The following is a 20,084-nucleotide window of genomic DNA, read 5'->3' as shown; positions in this document are numbered from 1 at the left end:
GGCAACCCGTGTTGCCGGCGGGGCACTTGGTCAGCGCGTCGGTGACCGCGTGGGAGTGAACGCGGACGACCGTGGTGCCCGGACGCGGGCGCCGTCCAGGTTCGGAAGCGTCCGCGTCCAGGGGTCCGTCAGCCCACTCCGGCGTTCAGGAAGATGCCGCCGTCGACCACGAGCGTCTGCCCGGTGATCCAGTCCGACTGTGCCGAGGTGAGGAACGCGGCGGCCCCTCCGATGTCGGAGGGCACGCCGAGCCGGGCGAGCGGATAGGACGCGGCCGCCTCCTCCTCGCGGCCCTCGTACAGGGCCTGCGCGAACTTGGTCTTGACGACGGCGGGCGCGATCGCGTTGACCCGCACCTTGGGCGCGAACTCGTGCGCCAGCTGCACGGTCAGGTTGATCATGGCGGCCTTGCTCATGCCGTACGCGCCGATGAACGGCGAGGGGGCGATGCCCGCGACGGACGCGATGTTGACGATCGCGCCGCCGTTCTCGCTCTGCCATGCCTTCCAGGTCAGCTGCGCGAATCCGAGCGCCGAGACGACGTTCGTCTCGAAGACCTTGCGCGCCACGTTGAGGTCCAGGTCGGCCATCGGGCCGAACACCGGGTTCGTACCGGCGTTGTTGACCAGGTAGTCGACGCGTCCGAAGGCCTCCATGGTGCGCTCGACGGCGACGGCCTGGTGGGCCTCGTCGTGCGCCTTGCCCGCGACACCGATGACGCGGTCGGCACCGAGTGTCTCGACGGCCTCCTTGAGGGCGTCCTCGTTGCGGCCGGTGATGCACACGCGGTCACCGCGGGCGATGAGTGCCTCCGCGACGCCGTAGCCGATGCCGCGGCTCGCGCCGGTGACGAGGGCGACCTTGCCGGAGAGTTCGGGAAGTGCGGTCATTGTCTGTGTCCCCGGCCCTAGTTGAGCGGTCCGCCGGCCACGTACAGCACCTGGCCGGAGACGAACCCGGCGGCCTCGCCGGTGAAGAAGGCGATGGCGTTGGCGATGTCGTCGGGGTTGCCGACGCGCTGCACGGGGATCTGGGTGGCGGCGGCGGCCTGGAAGTCCTCGAAGCCCATGCCGACGCGGGCGGCGGTGGCGGCGGTCATGTCGGTGGCGATGAAGCCGGGCGCGACGGCGTTCGCGGTGACGCCGAACTTGCCGAGCTCGATGGCGAGCGTCTTCGTCAGGCCCTGCAGACCGGCCTTGGCGGCGGAGTAGTTGGCCTGGCCGCGGTTGCCGAGGGCCGAGGAGGACGACAGGTTGACGATCCGGCCGAACTTCGCTTCCACCATGTACTTCTGACAGGCCTTCGCCATCAGGAAGGCGCCGCGCAGGTGCACGTTCATGACGGTGTCCCAGTCGGACGCGGCCATCTTGAACAGCAGGTTGTCGCGGAGCACGCCCGCGTTGTTCACCAGGACGGTCGGCGCACCGAGCTCCTCGGCGATCCGCGCGACGGCGGCCTCGACCTGGGCTTCGTCGGAGACGTCACAGCCGACCGCGAGGGCGCGGCCACCGGCGGTGGTGATCTTCTCCACGGTGTCCTTGCACGCGGCCTCGTCGAGGTCGATCACCGCGACGGCGCGGCCCTCGGCGGCCAGTCGTACGGCGGTCGCGGCGCCGATGCCGCGCGCGGCACCGGTGACTACGGCGACGCGCTGCTCAGTGGTGGACATTGCTGGTTCTCCTCGCCCTTGAAAAGCCCTGCGGCCTGACATGCCCTGCGGCTCACACGGTACGCCCGTCCGGTGAGCGACCGCTTAGTACCTTCAGCAGACGTGACGCTAGAAGCCCTGGCACCCGGTGTCAACGGCACACGGCGCGGGTGTGATCCATTACCTGACCAGCAGCGCGAGCAACCGCTCGGTCTCCGCCTCCGGATCGGCGGTGAGCCCTGTGTGCACGGGCCCGGGCTGGACCACCGTCGAGCGCGGCGCGATCAACCACCGAAAACGCCGGCCGGCATCGTCACCTGCTGCCTGACCTGCCGCTTTCCCACCCGCGCAGATCCCTTCCACGGCACGCAGCGCGGCCCGTACGCCCACCACGTCGGCCTCCGGGTCCAGGGCCCGCAGTTTCGTCTCGTCCAGATGGGTGCGCGCCGCCACGAAGGACTGGGCGCGGCAGTACACCAGTACACCCGCGTTGAAACACTCGCCGCGTTCGACGCGCGGCACCACCCGCAGCAGCGTGTACTCGAAGACGTCCCGCTCGTTCACCTGTCCCCCTCGCCGACCTTGACGCCCTTGGTTCCTCCGCCGCTCCCGGGACCCTCGCCGCTCCCGCGGCCCTCCCCGGCTTCGCGCCCCTGGATACCCCTGATCCGTTCGTGGATGGCGGGCGCGCGGGCGAGGAGCGGCTCCGCGTAGGCGTGCCGCAGCGCCTCGGTGGAGTCGAAGCCCGGCTCGTCGGCCAGCCACTCCTCCGGGATCGCGGCGGTCACCTCGGCGAGCAGTTCCGCGGTCACCAGTGGTGCCAGCTCGGCGGCCGCCGAGGCGATGTCCGGACCGAACGGCGCGAGCGCGTGGTCGGAGGCGTCGTACGGCTTGGCGGCGGAGGCCCGGGCTCCGGGCCAGTGGTGGTGCCAGATCATGGTGGCGCCGTGGTCGATGAGCCACAGATCACCATGCCACATCAGCAGGTTGGGGTTGCGCCAGGAGCGGTCGACGTTGTTGACCAGCGCGTCGAACCAGACGACGCGTCCGGCCTCCCGCGCGCTCACCTCGAAGGCGAGGGAGTCGAAGCCGACGGCACGGGAGAGGAAGTCCATGCCGAGGTTCAACCCCCCGCTCGACTTGAGCAGTTCCTGGACCTCCTGGTCGGGTTCGCCGAGCCCCAGGACCGTATCGAGGCCGATCGTCACCAGTCCGGGCACGCGCAGGCCCAGCCGGCGGGCGAGTTCACCGCAGACGACCTCCGCGACGAGCGTCTTGCGCCCCTGTCCCGCACCGGTGAACTTCATGACATACGTCCGCAGATCGTCGGCCTCGACGAGCCCCGGCAGCGAACCGCCCTCACGCAGCGGCGTGATGTAACGGGTCGCGGCGACTTCTTTGAGCACTTTCCCCGGCTCCCTAATTCCCTGGCCCCACAATCTACGGTCAGACGCGCGTACTTCGGGGAGCCGGCCCGGACACGTCCCGGGGAACGTCCGGGGTGTGGGAATCCGGGGAGTCCCGACCGGCACGCCGACCCCCCGGGTCTCCGAGCGGCCCGTCGGCCGCGGTGCGCTCCTCACCCCCGGGCGTCTCTTCCCCCGGCCTCCGGCGTCAAGTGAGCATAGTAACCGAGCGTGACAGCCGGTGCGGAGAGCCAGGTCACCTCACCGCTCGGCGGTGCCGAACCCGCTCAGCGCTCGGCGGTGCCGAACATGGTCGCCCGCGCGAGGGCGTGCGTGAACAGCAGGAAGTCCATGAGGGCCGGGGTCGTCGCCTCCGACACCTCCAGTTCTTCGACGTCGACGGCGTGGACCACGAGGAAGTAGCGGTCCGGGCCGTTGCCGGGCGGCGTCGCCGGACCGAGGTACCTCCGGTAACCGGCGTCGTTCGACAGCGTCACCGCGCCGCCGGGCAGATCACCACCGTCTCCCGCCCCGGCCGGAAGGCCGGTCACGGAGGCGGGCAGGTTGGCGACGGCCCAGTGCCAGAAGCCGGAGGCGGTGGGCACGTCGGGATCGAACATCGCGACCGTGAAACTTCGCGTCTCCTCGGGAAAGCCGGACCAGCTCAGCTGCGGCGAGATGTCCGAACCACCCGCCCCCAGAATGCCGCTCACCTGCGCGGCGGCCAGTGGGCCACCGTCGACCACTGACTCCGAGGTCAGCGAGAAGGTCCTGATCGGCGGCATGAAGTCGTACGGACCATAGGGTTTGATCATGACGATCCCTCGCATCCACGGTCAGCGATGGAAGAGGACGAGAGATCCCGGTGCTCCCGTGCTCACCTGCCGCGCCGCACGACCGGACGTGCACTCCGCCCGGCGGGACGCCTGCCGAACGGCCGCTGCGGTGCACCGGGTCAGGGGTGTGCGAAAGCCGCGGTCCAACGCTATGACCAGCACTGCTGGGCGGCAATTCGGGCCACGTTCGGGATGCGCGGAAGGAGCGGGCGCAGGAACCTGGTGATATCGGAAGGCGGCGGCCGGTGACCGGCGACGGAGTCCGGGTCCCGTCCCGCCGCACGGTGCGCACCATTGCCCGCGGGGCGAAAGCGAGGCACACCCATGCGGATGCGAGCAGCCCGGATGCACGGATACAACGAGCCCCTTCGCATCGAAGAGGTATCCGTGCCCGAACCCGCGCCGGACGAGATTCTGCTGAAGGTCGCCGCGACCGGTATGTGCCGAAGCGACTACCAGCTCGTCGAGGGCTACTTCAAAGGCCCCTTTCCCGTCGACCTTCCCTACATCCCCGGCCATGAGGTCACGGGCCGGGTGGCGGGACTGGGCAGCGGCGTACCGAAATCGGTCGGCTACGCGGAGGGGGACATGGTCGTGGTCAACCCCAGCTGGGGTGACGGCACATGCCGCCAGTGCCGCGAGGGCAACGAACAACTGTGCAGCGGCAACGGCAGGTGGGTGGGCTTCGGCCCTCCGGGAGGCTTCGCCGAGTACATGGCGGTGGAGTACCGTCACGCGGTCCCGGTCTCGGAGGAGGCCGCGAAGGCCCCCGAGCTCCTGGCTCCCATGACAGACGCGGGCATGACCCCGTACCGCGGGATGAGAAAGCTCCGGGACGCGGGCAAGCTCGGACCGGCCCGCACCGTCGCCGTCACGGGAATCGGTGGTCTGGGCAGCTACGCGGTCCAGTACGCGAAGCTGCTGGGAAGCGGGGCGACCGTGGTGGCCCTCGCGCGCACGGACAGCAAGCTGGACGTCGCGAAGGAGAACGGCGCGGACCACGGGGTCAACGTCAGGGACAAGTCCACCGAGGCCATCCAGGACGAACTGGAGAGCCTCACCGGCCGCAGGACGGTCGACGCCATCCTGGACTGTGTCGGCAGCGAGGCGTCCATCTCCATGGGCTTCGATCTGCTGGGCCCCGAAGGCGCGCTGGCGGCCGTGGGCCTCATGAGCCACCGCGTCGAGCACAACCAGTTCCCCTTCGTGGGTACGGAGCTGTCCTATCTCGGTTCCTTCTGGGGCAACCATCTGGACCTCGTCGAGGTGCTCTCCCTCTCCGAAGCCGGCCTCGTCAAGCACAACGTCACCAAAGTCGGACTGGAGGACATCAACGAGAACCTGGAGGCACTGGGGCGCGGCGAAGTCATCGGGCGGCAGGTCATCGTCTTCGACTGACCGCGTGTCATCGGGTGGCAGCGCGTTCCTCGCGTGACAGGTCCTCGCGTGACAGCGCGCACCTGGACGGCCCGTTCGGGAATCCACGGGCCGTCCAGGTGCGCACCTCGGCCGGGCGTACGCGGTGTGCACGTCCAGGTCTGCTCGGTGCACGTCAGGGTCTGCGCGGTGCGTGCTCATCCCGGTCTGCGCGGTGCGTGCTCAGATGATGTCGAGGCGGTCGAGGAACGGCGTCGCGGCGGATGTGTCTCCGGTGACGCGGCAGTGGTCGCGCCAGGGTTCGCGGGTGGTGCCCCACGCGATGAAGTCGGATGCCGTACTGGTGATCCTGGTGGCGCCACCGGCTCCTGGCCGCACGGTCAGGCGTGCGTCCTGCCGGGTGGCGGGGAGAACGGTGACGGTGGTGGCGCCCGGTCCGGTCAGGTCGAGGACGAGCGGTTGGGCGACGGTGGCGGCGAGTTCGGGCCCCTGCATCTGGGGCAGGCCGGCCAGCATGAACTCGACCGCGGGTGCGACCAGGGCGTCGGTCTCTTCGGGGACGGCGAACGGGAGCGGACCGTCCGGGGCAAGCATGTCGTGGCGGAGGTGACACAGGACGTTGAACGCCATGGTGTTCGCCAGGAGATGTCGCGGGTAGGTCCCCAGGCCCGGCACCTCTACCGGCTGCCCGGACCGCGGCGGCTCCTGGGCCGCCTCCAGGATCTCCAGCTGCCTCGGGGTGAACGCGCGCCACTCGTCGACGACCTCGGCGTGGCTCCAGGCCCGACGCTCGTCGACCCGCAGGTCGTGGTAACGCTCGCGGTTCGCCGGCAGGCTGGGGTCCGGGGCGGGGGGTTCGACGGCCTCGTGGGCGAGGGCCCCCAAGTGGGCGATCACGTCGATGACGCGCCAGCCCGCACAGGCGGACGGCAGGTCCCACTGGCCGTCGTCCACCAGGGCGACGACGTCCGCCAGCTGCCCGGTGCTCACGCGCGCGGAGACGAGGCCGGCGCGGGTCATCGTCGAGGAGTCCTGACCGATCCTGAGGTCCTGGCCCACACGATCTCACCTGTCACCGCGTTCATGGTCGAAATAGCCATGAATAAACCATAGGATCGCCTCGCAGGTGGTGCAATCCACCCCTTTACGACCTTTTCGCGGGCCCGGGGCACCCGCACGCCGCCTGACCTCACCTGTCGGCAAGCTGTCGACGGGTGCGACCCTGCTGTCCGCCCGCTGTCGATCAGGTCAAGAAGTCACCACCCCTTGAACAGGTCACGACCGCGGAGCGTACTCATGTATGGATCAACCCATCACGTCCGTCGGAGGGACCGTCAGCATGACCAGCGAATCGCTTCACCCCGCCCCGGCTCCGGCACGCCGCACCGTCGTGGCGGCGGTCGGCGCGGCGGGACTCGCCGTCGCGCTGACCGCGTGCGGGTCGGACGACAAATCGTCCGACTCCTCCTCCAGCGCGAGCAGCGGGGGTTCGGGCGGCGGCGACAACGGCGTGGCCGGGAACGCGGGCGGCACGGTCCTCGCCAAGACCGCCGACATCCCGGAGGGCGGCGGCAAGGTCTTCGCCGACCAGGGCGTGGTGGTCACGCAGCCCACGGCGGGCACCTTCAAGGCGTTCTCGTCCAAGTGCACCCACCAGGGCTGCGCCGTGAAGGACATCGCGAACGGCGTGATCACCTGTCCGTGCCACAACAGCCAGTTCTCCGCGACGGACGGCAGCGTGAAGAAGGGACCCGCGACGCAGGCCCTGGCCGCCGCCACCATCAGCGTGGACGGGGACTCGATCAAACTCGCGTGACCCCCGCGCGTGTCAGCGGCGCGGGCTTGCGAGACAGGCCAGCACGTCTTCGGTGGTGGTGACGGTGGCGACCAGGGCGAGCGTGTTGCGGATCATCGCGGGGGTGTAGTCGGCAGGCACTCCCGCGATGGCGTCCGCGGGCACCACGACGGTGTAGCCGCGGTTCACGGCATCGAAGACGGCATTCGGGACGGCCACGTTGGCGGAGACACCGGTCACCACGAGGGTGCGGCAGCCCAGGTTGCGCAGCAGCGCGTCGACGTCCGTCCCCGCGATCGGTGACAGTCCGTGCAGTCGGCGTACGACGAGGTCCTCCTCGGCGACCTCGATCGGGGCGGCCACCCGGACCGCCGCCGTCCCGGGCAACTGGCGCACGGGAAGCCGTTCGGCCGCGCGGAAGAGCCGGGCGTTGCGGTTGGCGCCGCGCCCGTCGGGCCGGCGCTCCGCGACGGCGTGGATCACCTGCACCCCGCTCTCGTGCGCCGCACCCACCAGCCGCGCAACCTGGGCCAACGCCCCCGAGGAGCGGGCCTCTTCGGCGAGTTCGGGCAGTGCGCTGCCGGGACCCACCACACCCTGCTGGCACTCGATGGTGAGCAGCACGGTGGTGGCCGGATCGAGGAGTTCACGGAGCTGTTCGTACGACGGCACGGCTTCCCCTTGTCGTCGAGGGTCGGGGTGGGGGAGCGTAACGACCATTGCGTGGGGACGGAAGACGCCCCATCCTTTTTTCTGACGCTACGTCAGAAGATCTCTGTCGACGTACCAGGCCGACGTGGAAGAAGAGGTGCCCGTATGACCGTCACTCAGCGCAGGGGTCGGAAGATCATGATGACCCCCGGCGAACTGGACGAGTTCCTCACCACCCAGCGCACGTGCCGCGTCGCGACGGTGTCGCAGGACGGCGTCCCCCATGTGAGTGCCCTCTGGTTCGCCTGGGACGGCACCTCGTTGTGGCTGTACTCCGTGGTGCGCAGCAAGCGGTGGACGCAGTTGCGGCGTGACCCGCGGGTCGCGGTGGTGGTCGACTCCGGTGAGGAGTACGACCAGTTGCGGGGCGTCGAGCTGTCCGGCACGGTGGAGTTCGTGGGCGAGGTCCCGCGCACCGGGGATCTGTGCGCCGAACTCGACGTCCCCGAGACCCTGTTCGCCCGCAAGAACTTCGGCCTGGAGGAGATGCCGCACGACGGCCGTCACGCGTGGGCGCGGCTGACTCCGACGGCGATCGCCTCCTGGGACTTCCGGAAGCTGCCGCCGCTGTAGGAGCGGGCCGGTGTCACGCGGGTCCGGCCGGCGCACATCGATCGACCCGATGCCACACCAGTCGGCCAGGTCGGTCGAGTCGGTCGAGTCGGTCGGATCACTCGGGTCGATCAGGTTGGTCAGGTCCGCCAGGCAGGTCCGCCAGGTCCCTGAGGTCCGTCAGGTCCGTCAGTGGACACCTTCTCCGGCCGCCCGCAGTGCCTCCACCGCCGCCCTGATCGACGGGCGGCGGTCGGCGTCCGCCCGCCAGACGACGTACACATGGCGCTGTACGCGCTGGCGCAGCGGGACCGTGACGACCCCCTCCGCCATCGGGCGGCGTCCGAGCACCGGCGCGATACAGACGCCGAGCCCCGCGGCGACCATGCTGAGCTGGGTGTGCGTCTCGGCGGCGCGATGGCCGACGTGCGGCTCGACGCCCTTGGAGCGCAGCGTGAACATCAGCCACTCGTGGCAGAACTCGCCCTCACCCCAGGTGATCCACTCGTCCTCGGCGAACTCCGCCAGGTCGACCTCCGCGCGGTCCGCGAGCCGGTGGCCGACCGGCATCGCCACATCGGCCGGGTCGTCGAGGATCGCCGCCTTCACCAGGCCGTCGGGCAACGGCATCGGCCTGTTGTACCAGTCGAGCACCACCGCCAGGTCGAGGTCACCGCGCACCACTCCGGCGACCCCGGCCTCGGGCTCCAGCTCGCACGAGCGCACCCGCAGCCCCGGATGGTCGGCGCGCAGGGCCGCGAGCGCCGTGGGGAACAGCCCGCGTGCGGCGGTCGGGAACGCCGAGAGGCGCAGCTCGCCGACGACCTGTCCGCGCTGCGCCTCCAGGTCGGACTGGGCGAGTTCGACCTGCGAGAGGATGCGCGCCGCGTGGTCGGCGAGGAGCCGGCCCGCGTCCGTCAGCCGCACCCCCCGTCCGTTCTTGGCGAGGAGCTGCTGGCCCACCTCGCGTTCCAGCTTGGACATCTGCTGGGACACGGCCGAGGTCGTCACATGCAGCCCTTCGGCCGCCCCGCTCACCGATCCGTGCCGGGCCAGGGCGTCGAGGGTGCGCAGGCGCTCCAGATTCAACATGTAAGCAAGGCTACGAGATACCGGTCGAAAAATCTCGCTTGTGCTACGAGATCGTTCTGCTCCATCGTTGACTCCATGACCACCGTCGCCACGCCGGGCACCGCCTCCCCCGACCCCGCCTCCCCCGACCCGATGTCCACTGAGCCGGCCTCCGCCGAGCCGGCCTCCGCCGAGCCGATCTCCACAGAGCCGGCCTCCGCAACCCCGGCTCCGACCGGCCACGGGCCGCGCCGCCGCGCCGCGCTCGACTGGCGGATCCGCTTCGGCGCCCTCTCGCTCATCTGGGGATTCAGCTTCTTGCTCATCAAGGTCGGCACGGAGAGCTACGCGCCGTTCCAAGTCACCCTAGGGCGGCTGGTGTTCGGAACCGCGGTGCTCGCGGTCGCGATGGCGGTCAAGCGGGAGCGCCTGCCACGCGGGGCGCGCACCTGGGGACATCTCGCGGTCGCGGCCCTCCTGCTGAACGCGCTGCCGTTCTCGCTCTTCGCCTACGCGGAGCTGACGATCCCCTCCACGCTCGCGGGCATCTGCAACGCGACCTCACCGCTGTGGGGCATGGCCCTGTCCATGGTGGCCCTGTCCGAGGACCGGCCGACCCGGCGCAGAGTAGCCGGGCTCGGTCTCGGATTCCTCGGCGTGCTGACGGTCCTCGGCGCCTGGCAGGGTTTCCACGGCCTGGACGCCACGGGTACGGCGATGGCCCTGCTGGCCTCGCTGAGCTACCCCGTCGGCTGGATCTACGTCCGCCGCACCCTGGCCGGCTCCGACCACTCCCACCTGTCCATGACCGGCGCCCAGTTGCTCCTGGCCACCGCCCAACTGGCTCTGGTCGTACCGCTGTTCACCACCGTGCCGAGCCACTTCCCGCTCGTCCCACTGCTGGCCACGGCCGCCCTGGGCGCCCTCGGCACGGGCTTCGCCGTCCTCGTCCAGTACGGCCTGGTCGCCGAGGTCGGCCCGACCACCGCGCAGATGGTCACCTACTTCATCCCGGTCATCGCCACCGCGGCGGGGGTCGCCGTCCTCGGCGAGTCGCTGACCTGGTCGACGCCGGTCGGCGCGGTGATCGTCCTGGCCGGCGCGGCGCTCACCCAGACCAGGGCCCGCCGATGACTCACACGTAACGGCGGGCGGGTGCGGGACCGGCGGCGGAGGCTACGGCGTCCGCCAGCGGTCCGATGTCGTCCGCCGTGAGCGTCGAGACGGTGATCCGGATGCCGGGCGGCGCGCTCATCCGGAAGCGTGCTCCCGGCGCGACCGCCCAGCCCGCGTGCAGCAGCCGCGCGACCGCCCCGGTCTCGTCCGGGACGGGAATCCAGACGTTCATCCCGCTGCGCCCGTGGGCCTCGATGCCACGCCGCGCGAGGGCGTCGATCAGCGCGTCCCGGCGCCGCCCGTACGCCGCGGCCACCGCCGGCACGTCGACCGCACCGCCGGCCCACAGACGCGCGACCGCCCGCTGCAGCAGCCGGCTCACCCAGCCGGGGCCGAGCCGCTGCCGCCCGTGCACGCGGTCCATGGTGACGGCGTCCCCGGTGAGCACGGCGAGCCGCAGGTCGGGGCCGTACGCCTTGGCGACGGAGCGCACCAGGGCCCAGTGGTCCGTCACTCCGGCCAGCGGATGCAGGGGCAGGTCGACGATCCGGTGCCCGTGATCGTCCTCGATGACAAGGGTGCGCGGGTACCGCGCCAGTACGGAACGCAGGGCACGCGCACGGGTGGAGGTCACGGCGGCGCCGGTCGGGTTCTGCGCCCGGTCCGTGACGATCAGCGCGCGGGCGCCCGCCTCCAGCGCACCCTGTACGTCGTCGGGCAGCGGGCCCTCGTCGTCGACGCGCACCGGGACCGTCCGCAGCCCCAGCGCCGGCGCGAGGTCGAACACGCTGCCCCACCCCGGGTCCTCCACGGCGACCGCGTCGCCCGGCTTGAGATGGGCCGCCAGGACGCGCTCGATGCCGTCGAGCGACCCGGACGTGACGACGATCGGGCCCTCCGGCACCCCGTCCGCGTCGAGGTCGGCGCGCGCGAGCCGCCACAGTTCGGGTTCCACGGCGTCGTCCCCGTACAGCACGGGGTCCCGGTCCGCCTCTCCCGCCGCCGCGGCGAACGCCTCGGCCAGGCCGGGCAGCAGGGCACGGTCCGGGTTGCCGTCCACCAGGTTCCGCACACCGTCCGGCACCTCCACCCGGATGTACTCGCGCCCCGTGGTGACGGGCCTGGAGCGGACTCGGCTGCCTCGACGGCCGTCCGTCTCGATCACCCCGCGTTCACGCAGAACGCGGTACGCGGCGGCCACGGTATTGGGATTCACCCCCAGCTGCGTGGCCAACTCCCGCATCGGCGGCAGCAGTTGTCCCGGTTCGAGCGCTCCGGCGCCCACCGCGCGCTCGACGCTCGCCGCGATGTCCGCTGCGCGACGCCCTTCGATCCGATACTCTCCTAGCACAAAGAAGATTATGCACTAGTACAATGGAGAGTGCAATGCCGGAGACGAGCACAGAGCCAGGGACGGCGCGGGCCGCCGCCTACACCCCGACCGACCGCACCGTCCCCACCCGCTCCAAGGAGCGCGCCGCGTACGACCACGAACTGGTCCACGCGATACTCGACGAGGGGTACGTCTGCCACCTCGGCTTCGTCCGGGACGGCGCGCCGGTCGTGCTGCCCACCCTCTACGCACGGGTCGGCCGACGCCTCTACGTGCACGGCTCGACGGGCTCGCGACCCCTGCGGATGACCGGCGGGACCGACCCCGGGCTGCCGGTCTGCGTGACCGTCACCCATGTCGACGGCCTGGTCCTCGCCCGGTCCGCCTTCCACCACTCGATCAACTACCGCTCCGTGGTGGTGCACGGCGTCGCGCACCAGGTGACGGACCCGGACGAGAAGCGCGCGGCCCTGGACGCACTGGTCGACCAGGTCGTTCCCGGCCGCTCGTCCGACTCCCGCGCGGCCAACGCCAAGGAACTGGCCGCCACCGCGGTGATCGCCCTCGACCTGGACGAGGTCTCGGCGAAGCTCCGCACCGGCGGCCCGAACGACGACCCCGAGGACCTGGACCTCCCCCACTGGACCGGCGTGGTCCCCGTCACCAAGGGACAGGGCACCCCGATCCCCGCCGACGACCTAGCCCCCGGCATCCGGCTGCCCGGCTACCTGACGGCCCGGTGATCCGGTGATCCGGTGATCCGGCACGAGGCCGGGAGTCCGGCCCGCCCATGACGTCCGCCGGTTCCGGGCCGGCCCGTGCCGGTCCCGGGCCCGGTCGTGCGGCGGCGTCCGTCAGCTCCGGGTCCGCGCCACGCCACCCCGGGCGGTCGACTCCCCCTCGGGACCGCCCGCTTCGACACCGGCCGCACCGCCCAGGACCGGCCCGTCGGAAGGCTTCACCGGCGCCGACGACTGCGCGATGAAGGCGCCGGCCAGCACGACGGCACCGCCGACGATCTGCGGGGCGGACAGGTGCTCACCGAGCAGGACCCAGGCGAGCACCGTGGCGATGACCGCCTCCAGACAGGCCACGACACCCGCGACCTGCGGGGAGAGCCTGCGCACCGAGAGCACCCCGGTCACGTACGCGACGACGGTCGCGATCAGCACGATCCAACCTAGGAGCAGGGCGGCCGGAACGGACGTCCCGTTCATGTCCGCGCCGCCGCCGAGGATCGACCAGTCCATCGTCCAGGGCCGTGCGACGACGGTCAGCACGAGCGAACCGACGAGCAGTCCGTACGCGATGACCCCGAGCGGGTCGGGTGCCTCGTCCCCCGCGTCGCTGCCCTGGTCGGACAGGACGAAGTAGCCGACCTGGCAGCAGGCGGCGCCCAGGGCGAGCAGCAGCCCGACCGCGTCGAAGCTCAGTCCGGACCACACCTCGACGACACAGGCGAGTCCGCCCACCGCGAGGACGACACCGAGAGCCGCGGCACGCGTCACGGGCCGGCGCTGCACGAACCGCACCCAGCCGAGCACGAGCGCGGGCGCGAGGTATTCGACGAGCAGGGCGACGCCGACGGGTATCCGGGAGATCGCGGCGAAGTAGCAGGCCTGGACCCCGGCCACGGCGAGCAGACCGAACCCGGCCAGCAGCGCGGGGCGCCGGCGCAGCAGCGCGCGATGCCGTACGGCGAGCGGCAGCATCACCAGGGCGGCGCCGGTGACCCGCAGCCACACCACGTGGAGCGGGTCGAGGCCCGCCTCTATCAGCGGTTTCGCCGCGACACCCGATCCACCGAAGGCGACCGCCGACGCGAGGGCGAGGCCCAGGCCGACGCCTCTTCCACGATTGCCCTGACTGCCCTGAGACGTATGCACCGGCACATGATGACAGGCGACGACATGAGCGTCACCCCCGATGACACCTGTCTCAACGACTGGACTCCCCGGCCCCGGCCCCGCACCCGCCCCACCCGCCCCGGTCCACGTCCGCGTACCCGTGCGCGCGCTCGTCCGCGTAGCCGTCCGCGTACCCGTGCGCACGTTCGCCCTCGTACCCGTGCGCGCGTTCGCCCCCGTAGCCGTCCGCGCATTCGCTCCGCAGCGCGTTCTCGATCCGGGGCAGCAGCACTCCGAGGTCCGTGCCCGCGCGCCTGAGTACCTCGACGGCCCGCGCCTGCGGATCGGCGACGATCGCGGCGAGCAGGTCGAGACAGTGGGCTCGCGCCTCGCCGCGCAGTCCGGCGCGGGCGCACGCGCCCTCCATGGCACCGGCCGCCACCGGCGACCAGCCCGCCTCGACCACCACCGGCACGACACCCGAGTCCTCCACGGCGCTCTGCCAGCGCAGCCCATAGCCGATGCTGCGCTGGACGAGGTAGCCGAGCAGCCGGGTGATCCGCGGGGCACCGTCGAAGACGGCGCGCACCCGCTGGTCCGACTCCAACAGCGAGTGCAGCAGATGGGCCGTGTCGATCTGCCGGTCCCCGTCCCGCAGCGCCCGTCTGCGCGCGGCGGAGACCACCGAGGCGAGCTCGTCGCTGAGCCCTGCCTCGAGTTCCGTACGGCGGGAGCCGCTCTCGGCGGCCGACTGCGAGGGGATACGGGGTGGCACATCCCTTACCCCATCAGCCCCCAGGGTCGGAGGCATCCCCGGAGGGCAGCATTTCCACGTCCCGCACAGGGTGGGCAACCGTGTGCGGATCCTCCTACTCAAGGATGACTTCGCACGGATTTCTCCCCCGGGCGCGCGCCGCCTTGCGCCAGGCCCCGCACGCGACCGCGCCACGGCGGCTCCCGCCCCTCAGGGGCATGGCCCTCCCGGCCCGAGGCGGCCGCACTTTCTGACGGTTCATCAGTCTTGAATCTTCCAGGGCCTGCGGCTACCTTCCGCGACACCGTAGCTGCGCCGGGCGCAGCGCCCGACACGAAGAGGTGGTCGCATGGCCGAAGTCAGCGCGGAAGCACGGATCGAGGCGCCGGCGGAGAAGGTGTGGGCGCAGCTCACCGACTTCTCGTCGTACGGCGAGTGGAACTCGACCCACACCAGCTTCCCCAAGGGCGGCCCCGCCTCACTCGAGGTGGGCGGGACGTTCGAGGAGAACATGAAGCTCATGGGGTTCCCGGCCGAGGTCGGCTGGACCATCGAGGAACTGGAACCCGCCCGCGTCCTGGCCATCCGCGGAAAGGGCCCGATGGCCGTCACCGTCGCCACCCGCTACACCCTCACCCCCGACGGCGACGCCACCTCGGTGCGCATCGACGGGGAGTTCACCGGCGCGGCCGTCTCGCTGATGGCCGGCAAGCTCAAGGACTCGGCGACGGCCGCCCTCAACGAGTCGTTGCGCAAGCTGGGCGGACTGGTGACCTGAGTCCCGCATCTGCTCCGAGGCCCGCACCCAGCCCCCATAGGCGGAAAGGCGCCCCGCGAAGACACTTCCACGGGGCGCCGTCAGGTACCACAGCATGCCCGTCAGTCCTCGTCGGCGAGGATCAGGTACAGCTTCTTGCGGGCTTCGTTGATGACTGCCAGCGCCTTGTCGCGCTGGTCCTTGCTGCCGGTCTTCCAGACCTGGCCGAAGGCCTCCATGAGACCGAAGCCGGCCTGCCGGATCTCGTGCAGCGTCTCCCAGTCGATCCCGCGCCCGGCCTCTTCCCAGGGAGCGTCAGGTCCCTCCTCGGCCGCGCCGCGGCCTTCCTCGGTGAGTGAGAACAGCTTCTTGCCGCCCTCGGCCGCGCTCACGATGAGACCTTCGTCCTCCAGCAGTTGGAGGGTCGGGTAGACCGAACCCGGGCTGGGCTTCCACGTCCCGCCACTGCGTTCGGCGATCTCCTGGATCATCTCGTAGCCGTGCATCGGCCGGTCCTTGAGCAGCGCCAGGATCGACGCGCGTACGTCACCGCGCCGCGCCCTGCCCCTGGGACCGCCCCGGCCGCCTCGCCCGCCACCCCAGGGGCCCGGGCCGAAGCCGGGTCCACCGAAGCCGCCGGGACCACCGGGACCGAAGGGCCCGAAAGCCCCGCGCAGCCCCTCGGAGCGACCCCTGCCCCGCGGGCCGGGACCGCCATGTCGGCCCTGTCCCCGTTCGAATCCGAATTCCTGTCCTTCGGAACGCATCTCCCTCACTCCATCCGTCCGCGCCTTGATCGACCCATCTGTTCGTTGATCGGTCGCGATGCTTCAACGATATATCGGAACCGATCGCTTGACAACCCTCGAAGATGGGCCACGGTCAAGGGCCGCCGGGGAAAGGCCTCCCGCCGCGTACGAACAGGACAACTCGCCTGGTCGAACAGGACGACCCACCGCGTACGACCAGGACGACCCACCGCGTACGGGCGGAACCGAAGGGGGCGGGGGCCGCGACGCCGGCGCGGCAGCCGGGATGCGGGGCTCGGTCCCGGGCGTGGCCGGGAGCCGGGACCGGACACACGGGACCCGCGCGAGGGGCGCCCGAAACGGGCCAGAACCCGGGAATTGGCCTTGTTCCCCGGCTCCCCGGGGCGGCTAGCGTCGGGACATGCGGATTCGAATCGTCGACGCCTTCACCGACCGCCCCTTCACCGGCAACCCGGCCGGGGTCCTCCTCCTGGGCCCCGACGGCTTCCCCGAGGACGACTGGCTGCGGAACGTGGCTCTGGAGGTCAATCACGCCGAGACGGCGTTCGCGCACCCCCTGCCCGACGGCGGTGACGCGGACTGGGCACTGCGCTGGTTCACTCCCACCAGCGAGGTCGCGATGTGCGGGCACGCGACACTGGCCACCGCCCACGTCCTGCGCACGACGGGCACCCGCACGGGACCGGTCCGGTTCGCCACCCGCAGCGGCGTGCTCCGCGCCACGCCCCGGGAGGACGGCACCATCACGCTGGACTTCCCGACCGCGCCGCTGACCCCGGTCGACGTACCGGACGGTGTCGCGGAGGCGCTCGGCGCCGAACCGCTCACGGCCTTCGACACGGGCCCGAACACCGGAGACCTGCTGATCGAGGTCGCCGACGAGGAGACGGTGCGCGGACTGGCTCCCGACCTCGGGGCCCTGGCCCGGTACTCCGAGCGCGGCATCATCGCGACGGCCCGCTCAGCGGACCCCGCCCGGGGCTACGACTTCGTCTCGCGGTGTTTCTTCCCGAACATCGGCATCGACGAGGACCCCGTCACCGGCAGCGCCCACACGGCCCTCGCGCCCTACTGGTCCGAGCGTCTCGGCCGCCCCGACCTGACGGGCCTGCAGGCCTCCCCGCGCTCCGGCCTCGTCCGCACCGGCCTGCGCGGCGACCGTACCCTCCTGACCGGCGGCGCGGTCACGGTCGTCGAGGGCGAACTGCTCGTGTGACGGCGTACGGACGAGGCGGCCACGACACATCACGGCGCACCATGACGCACCATGACACACCGCGGCGCACCACGACGCGCATCGGCGCGCGGTTCACGCCGTGGGCAGCCACCCGACCTTCCCCGCCAACAGCGCGTACCCGACGAACGCCCCGATGTCGAGCAGCGAGTGCGCGACCACGAGGGGACCGACCCGGCCCCACCGCCGGTACAGGTAGACGAAGACCACGCCCATCACCATGTTGCCGACGAAGCCGCCGATGCCCTGGTACAGGTGGTAGGAACCGCGCAGCACCGCGCTCGCCACCAGGGCGGTGCCCGGCGTCCAGCCCAACTGGCCCAGCCGGCGCAGCAGATAGCCGACGACGATGACCTCTTCCAGCACGGCGTTCTGCACGGCCGAGAGAATCAGCACCGGGTACTTCCACCACACGTCGGGCAGCGCCTCCGGCACGACCGTGAGGTTGGCGCCGAACCCGCGTGCCAGCAGATAGAAGGCGATGCCCGTACTGCCGATCACCGCCGCGACGGCGGCCCCGCGTCCGAGGTCGGGCCAGGGCCGCGTGCGGTCGAACCCGATCACGCGCAGCCCCTGGCCCTCCCGCAGCAGAAGATGCGCGACCAGCGCGACCGGCACCAGGGCCGACGCGATTCCGAACAGCTGCCACGCCAGGTCCAGCCAGGGCCTGCCCGGCGCGGCCGACGCGTTCAGCGTGGCCGCCTGGTCCTTGAGACCACCCGGTTTGGTGACCGATCCGACAAAGCTGATCAGCGCGGACACTCCGCTCGCACCGAGCGAGAGCCCGAGGACGAGCAGTGTCTCGTCCCGGAAAATCCTTCGCGTCAGCCGCTCCCCAGGAAAAGAACCGGCCGGCGACCCCGCCTCCACCTGCACTCCCGCCTCCAGTTGAGTAATCCCGCCTCATCCCCATCTTCGCCCCGCTAGGGTCTCGAAAGAAGTTGCGAAGATCGTGCGCGACAGGCCGTTGGGGGACGGACGCCGTACGGGCGTGCCTCCCCCTCTCGCCCTCCCCCGGCTCTCATACGACTGTCGCGCGGCACCGGCTCACCCACGGAGGGCACCACCGTCATGGGACGTCACAGCTTGCCCCACCGGTCCGGGGCGGGTGCGGCCGACCCCCGTCCGCGCCCGCGCCGCCGCACGGTGGCCGTCGCGACGGTGCTGGTGCTGGTGGTCGCCGTGGGCGGGGCGGCCGCGATCGGCGGCGGCCTGTTCTCCTTCGGTTCGTCCTGCCAGGACAGCGCCGTGCGCATCACCGTCGCCGCGTCGCCCGACGTCGCGCCCGCCCTGCGAGAGGTCGCCGACCAGGCCCGCGAGCGCGACATCACGTCCGACGGGCACTGCATCGACGTCACCGTGACCGCCCGCGAGTCGTACCAGGTCGCCGCCTCACTCGGGTCGGGCAGGAGTGCCGGCGTCCAGGCGTGGGTGCCGGACTCCGACGTGTGGGTGGACGGGGTCGCCGCGCGAAGCCGGGCCATCCAGGTCACCAAGGCGGGGAACGTCGCGTCCTCGCCGGTCGGTGTCGCGATGGTGCCGTCCGCCGCCCGGTCGCTCGGGTGGCCCGCCAAGACGTACACCTGGAGCGAACTGGCCGACGCCTCGACGCGGGACGACCGGCTCAGGCTGGGCGCGGCCGACCCGGCGCACAGCGCGACCGGCCTGCTCGCGCTGACCCGGCTCGGCGGCGCCACGGACGGGACCAGGAGCGGTGGCATCCGGGCCGCGGCCCTGGCCAAGAACCTCTCGCCACGCACGTCCGACAACGACCACCAGGTGCTGGACACCCTCCCCCGAGACTCCTCCGGTGCCGAACAGACCGACCCGAAGCGCAACCAGGCGCTGTTCCTCTCCGAACAGGCGGCGTTCGTCCACAACTCGTCGTCCGACCGCGGGCTCGGGCTCGAACTGTTCTATCCCAAGGACGGATCACCGCGGCTCGACTACCCCTTCACCCTCGTCGACCGGCCGCGGCTGAGCACCGACGAGAGCCGGGCCGCGCTGCGCTTCATGACGCTCTCGGGCGAGTCGGCGGGGCAGCGCGTCCTTCAGCGGCACGGGTTCCGCACGGACGACGACGAGGTGTCCGGCGCGCTGGTCGCCAAGGCCGGCGGCCGCGCCCCGCAGCCCTTCGACCGAACCGCGGCCGAACCGCTCCCGGAGAAGGCGGTCGAAGAGACGCTCGGCACGTGGACGATCACCGTGCAGAGCGCCCGGATCACCGCCGTCGTCGACGCGTCCGCGTCCATGGCGCAGCCGGTGCCGGGCACCGACCGGACCCGTATGGACGTCACCAAGGCGGCCCTGCTCCAGGCGCTCGCCACCTTCACCACGGAGGACGAGATCGGGCTGTGGAAGTTCTCCACCCGTCTCGACGGCGACCGCGACTACCGGGTGCTCGTGCCCACACAGCGGCTCGGCGACCGCGAGGGGGGCAACGCCCAGCGGGCGAGACTGGCGGCCGCCTTCAACGGCCTGAAGCCCGTGCCGAACGGGGCGACAGGCCTGTACGACACCACCCTCGCCGCGTACGAGGCGGCCACCTCCGGTTACGCGAAGGGCAGGTTCAACGCACTGGTCCTGCTGACCGACGGCGTCAACGAGGACCCGGGAAGCATCTCGCGCGCCGATCTCGTCTCCCGGCTGCGGCAGCTCGCCGACCCGCAGCACCCGGTGCCGCTCATCGCCATCGCGGTGGGCCCGGACGCCGACAAGGCGGAGGTCGAGGAGATCGCCAAGGCGACCGGCGGCTCGGGCCAGGAGGTCAGCGACCCCTCACAGATCCACTCGGTGATCCTCAGGGCCATCGTGCGTGCGGCCGCCCTCAGCCGGGGCTGAGGACGGTACTCACGTCCACGGCCGGGGTGAGGACGG

At 71.4% G+C, this 20,084-nt stretch carries 21 protein-coding genes; 8 read left to right on the top strand and 13 right to left on the bottom strand.

The annotated features are described in order from the left end of the window. Positions 1-128: 128 nt before the first annotated feature. From GFH48_RS33390 to GFH48_RS33370, 5 genes are all read right to left on the bottom strand, one after another. Positions 129-890, bottom strand: a complete 762-nt coding sequence (locus GFH48_RS33390) for an SDR family oxidoreductase (RefSeq protein ID WP_153291809.1) — start codon at positions 888-890, stop codon at positions 129-131. 17 nt (positions 891-907) lie between these two features. Further along, positions 908-1,669 (bottom strand): 3-oxoacyl-ACP reductase FabG, encoded by a 762-nt coding sequence (gene fabG, locus GFH48_RS33385; RefSeq protein WP_153291808.1) that lies wholly within the window; start codon positions 1,667-1,669, stop codon positions 908-910. Between the two features lie 159 nt (positions 1,670-1,828). Continuing rightward, complete coding sequence (locus GFH48_RS33380; RefSeq protein ID WP_153291807.1) at positions 1,829-2,212, bottom strand: DUF3037 domain-containing protein; 384 nt, start codon at positions 2,210-2,212, stop codon at positions 1,829-1,831. Further along, entirely contained in the window at positions 2,209-3,054 is an 846-nt protein-coding gene (locus GFH48_RS33375) for a HipA family kinase (protein WP_153291806.1), read from the bottom strand. Before GFH48_RS33375 ends, GFH48_RS33380 begins: the two co-directional genes overlap by 4 nt. 287 nt (positions 3,055-3,341) lie before the next feature. Beyond that, positions 3,342-3,869, bottom strand: coding sequence for a YbhB/YbcL family Raf kinase inhibitor-like protein (locus GFH48_RS33370; protein ID WP_153291805.1), 528 nt, complete (start codon positions 3,867-3,869; stop codon positions 3,342-3,344). A 408-nt stretch (positions 3,870-4,277) separates the two neighbouring features. On the opposite strand from GFH48_RS33370, the gene GFH48_RS33365 reads away from it, so the two are divergent. Next, a complete protein-coding gene (locus GFH48_RS33365) occupies positions 4,278-5,288 on the top strand; it encodes an NAD(P)-dependent alcohol dehydrogenase (protein ID WP_228121064.1) in 1,011 nt (336 codons plus the stop codon). A 201-nt stretch (positions 5,289-5,489) separates the two neighbouring features. Here GFH48_RS33365 and GFH48_RS33360 read toward each other — a convergent pair whose 3' ends face one another. Then, positions 5,490-6,326 carry a maleylpyruvate isomerase family mycothiol-dependent enzyme gene (locus tag GFH48_RS33360; RefSeq protein ID WP_153291804.1) on the bottom strand — a complete coding sequence of 279 codons (837 nt, stop codon included), beginning with the start codon at positions 6,324-6,326 and terminating at the stop codon, positions 5,490-5,492. Positions 6,327-6,606: 280 nt separating this feature from the next. On the opposite strand from GFH48_RS33360, the gene GFH48_RS33355 reads away from it, so the two are divergent. Beyond that, a complete protein-coding gene (locus GFH48_RS33355; RefSeq protein ID WP_153291803.1) occupies positions 6,607-7,083 on the top strand; it encodes a Rieske (2Fe-2S) protein in 477 nt (158 codons plus the stop codon). Positions 7,084-7,095: 12 nt separating this feature from the next. On the opposite strand, the gene GFH48_RS33350 is transcribed toward GFH48_RS33355, so the two are convergent. Further along, positions 7,096-7,734 (bottom strand): cysteine hydrolase, encoded by a 639-nt coding sequence (locus tag GFH48_RS33350; protein ID WP_194280746.1) that lies wholly within the window; start codon positions 7,732-7,734, stop codon positions 7,096-7,098. Between the two features lie 144 nt (positions 7,735-7,878). On the opposite strand from GFH48_RS33350, the gene GFH48_RS33345 reads away from it, so the two are divergent. After that, the gene (locus tag GFH48_RS33345; protein ID WP_153291801.1) at positions 7,879-8,346 is read left to right on the top strand and encodes a pyridoxamine 5'-phosphate oxidase family protein; all 468 of its coding nucleotides are present in this window, start codon (positions 7,879-7,881) and stop codon (positions 8,344-8,346) included. 168 nt (positions 8,347-8,514) lie between these two features. Here the strand turns inward: GFH48_RS33345 and GFH48_RS33340 are convergent, their stop codons facing one another. Further along, on the bottom strand, positions 8,515-9,417 hold the full coding sequence (locus GFH48_RS33340) for a LysR family transcriptional regulator (protein WP_153291800.1): 903 nt from the start codon (positions 9,415-9,417) through the stop codon (positions 8,515-8,517). A gap of 75 nt (positions 9,418-9,492) precedes the next feature. Between GFH48_RS33340 and GFH48_RS33335 the strand changes: the two genes are divergently transcribed. After that, a complete protein-coding gene (locus GFH48_RS33335) occupies positions 9,493-10,530 on the top strand; it encodes a DMT family transporter (protein WP_153291799.1) in 1,038 nt (345 codons plus the stop codon). Position 10,531: 1 nt separating this feature from the next. Here the strand turns inward: GFH48_RS33335 and GFH48_RS33330 are convergent, their stop codons facing one another. Then, a complete protein-coding gene (locus GFH48_RS33330; RefSeq protein ID WP_153291798.1) occupies positions 10,532-11,863 on the bottom strand; it encodes an aminotransferase class I/II-fold pyridoxal phosphate-dependent enzyme in 1,332 nt (443 codons plus the stop codon). Between the two features lie 35 nt (positions 11,864-11,898). Between GFH48_RS33330 and GFH48_RS33325 the strand changes: the two genes are divergently transcribed. Then, on the top strand, positions 11,899-12,588 hold the full coding sequence (locus GFH48_RS33325) for a pyridoxamine 5'-phosphate oxidase family protein (RefSeq protein ID WP_153291797.1): 690 nt from the start codon (positions 11,899-11,901) through the stop codon (positions 12,586-12,588). A gap of 111 nt (positions 12,589-12,699) precedes the next feature. Here GFH48_RS33325 and GFH48_RS33320 read toward each other — a convergent pair whose 3' ends face one another. After that, positions 12,700-13,737, bottom strand: coding sequence for an EamA family transporter (locus GFH48_RS33320; RefSeq protein ID WP_153291796.1), 1,038 nt, complete (start codon positions 13,735-13,737; stop codon positions 12,700-12,702). Positions 13,738-13,783: 46 nt separating this feature from the next. After that, complete coding sequence (locus tag GFH48_RS33315; protein WP_407698678.1) at positions 13,784-14,467, bottom strand: Clp protease N-terminal domain-containing protein; 684 nt, start codon at positions 14,465-14,467, stop codon at positions 13,784-13,786. A gap of 328 nt (positions 14,468-14,795) precedes the next feature. Here GFH48_RS33315 and GFH48_RS33310 point away from each other — a divergent pair, with 328 nt between their 5' ends. Beyond that, on the top strand, positions 14,796-15,224 hold the full coding sequence (locus GFH48_RS33310) for a type II toxin-antitoxin system Rv0910 family toxin (RefSeq protein ID WP_153291794.1): 429 nt from the start codon (positions 14,796-14,798) through the stop codon (positions 15,222-15,224). Between the two features lie 101 nt (positions 15,225-15,325). Here GFH48_RS33310 and GFH48_RS33305 read toward each other — a convergent pair whose 3' ends face one another. Continuing rightward, positions 15,326-15,970, bottom strand: a complete 645-nt coding sequence (locus GFH48_RS33305; protein ID WP_153291793.1) for a PadR family transcriptional regulator — start codon at positions 15,968-15,970, stop codon at positions 15,326-15,328. Positions 15,971-16,373: 403 nt separating this feature from the next. Here GFH48_RS33305 and GFH48_RS33300 point away from each other — a divergent pair, with 403 nt between their 5' ends. Then, positions 16,374-17,189, top strand: a complete 816-nt coding sequence (locus GFH48_RS33300; RefSeq protein WP_153291792.1) for a PhzF family phenazine biosynthesis protein — start codon at positions 16,374-16,376, stop codon at positions 17,187-17,189. Positions 17,190-17,282: 93 nt separating this feature from the next. On the opposite strand, the gene GFH48_RS33295 is transcribed toward GFH48_RS33300, so the two are convergent. Then, on the bottom strand, positions 17,283-18,083 hold the full coding sequence (locus GFH48_RS33295) for a CPBP family intramembrane glutamic endopeptidase (protein WP_153291791.1): 801 nt from the start codon (positions 18,081-18,083) through the stop codon (positions 17,283-17,285). A gap of 195 nt (positions 18,084-18,278) precedes the next feature. Between GFH48_RS33295 and GFH48_RS33290 the strand changes: the two genes are divergently transcribed. After that, positions 18,279-20,048 (top strand): substrate-binding and VWA domain-containing protein, encoded by a 1,770-nt coding sequence (locus GFH48_RS33290; protein WP_153291790.1) that lies wholly within the window; start codon positions 18,279-18,281, stop codon positions 20,046-20,048. Positions 20,049-20,084 lie beyond the last annotated feature (36 nt).

The sequence above is a fragment of the Streptomyces fagopyri genome (assembly GCF_009498275.1).
In the GTDB taxonomy this organism is placed as follows: Bacteria; Actinomycetota; Actinomycetes; order Streptomycetales; family Streptomycetaceae; genus Streptomyces; species Streptomyces fagopyri.
The sequence above is the reverse complement of the archived record's forward strand: the minus strand, read 5'-3'. Positions and strand labels throughout refer to the sequence as shown.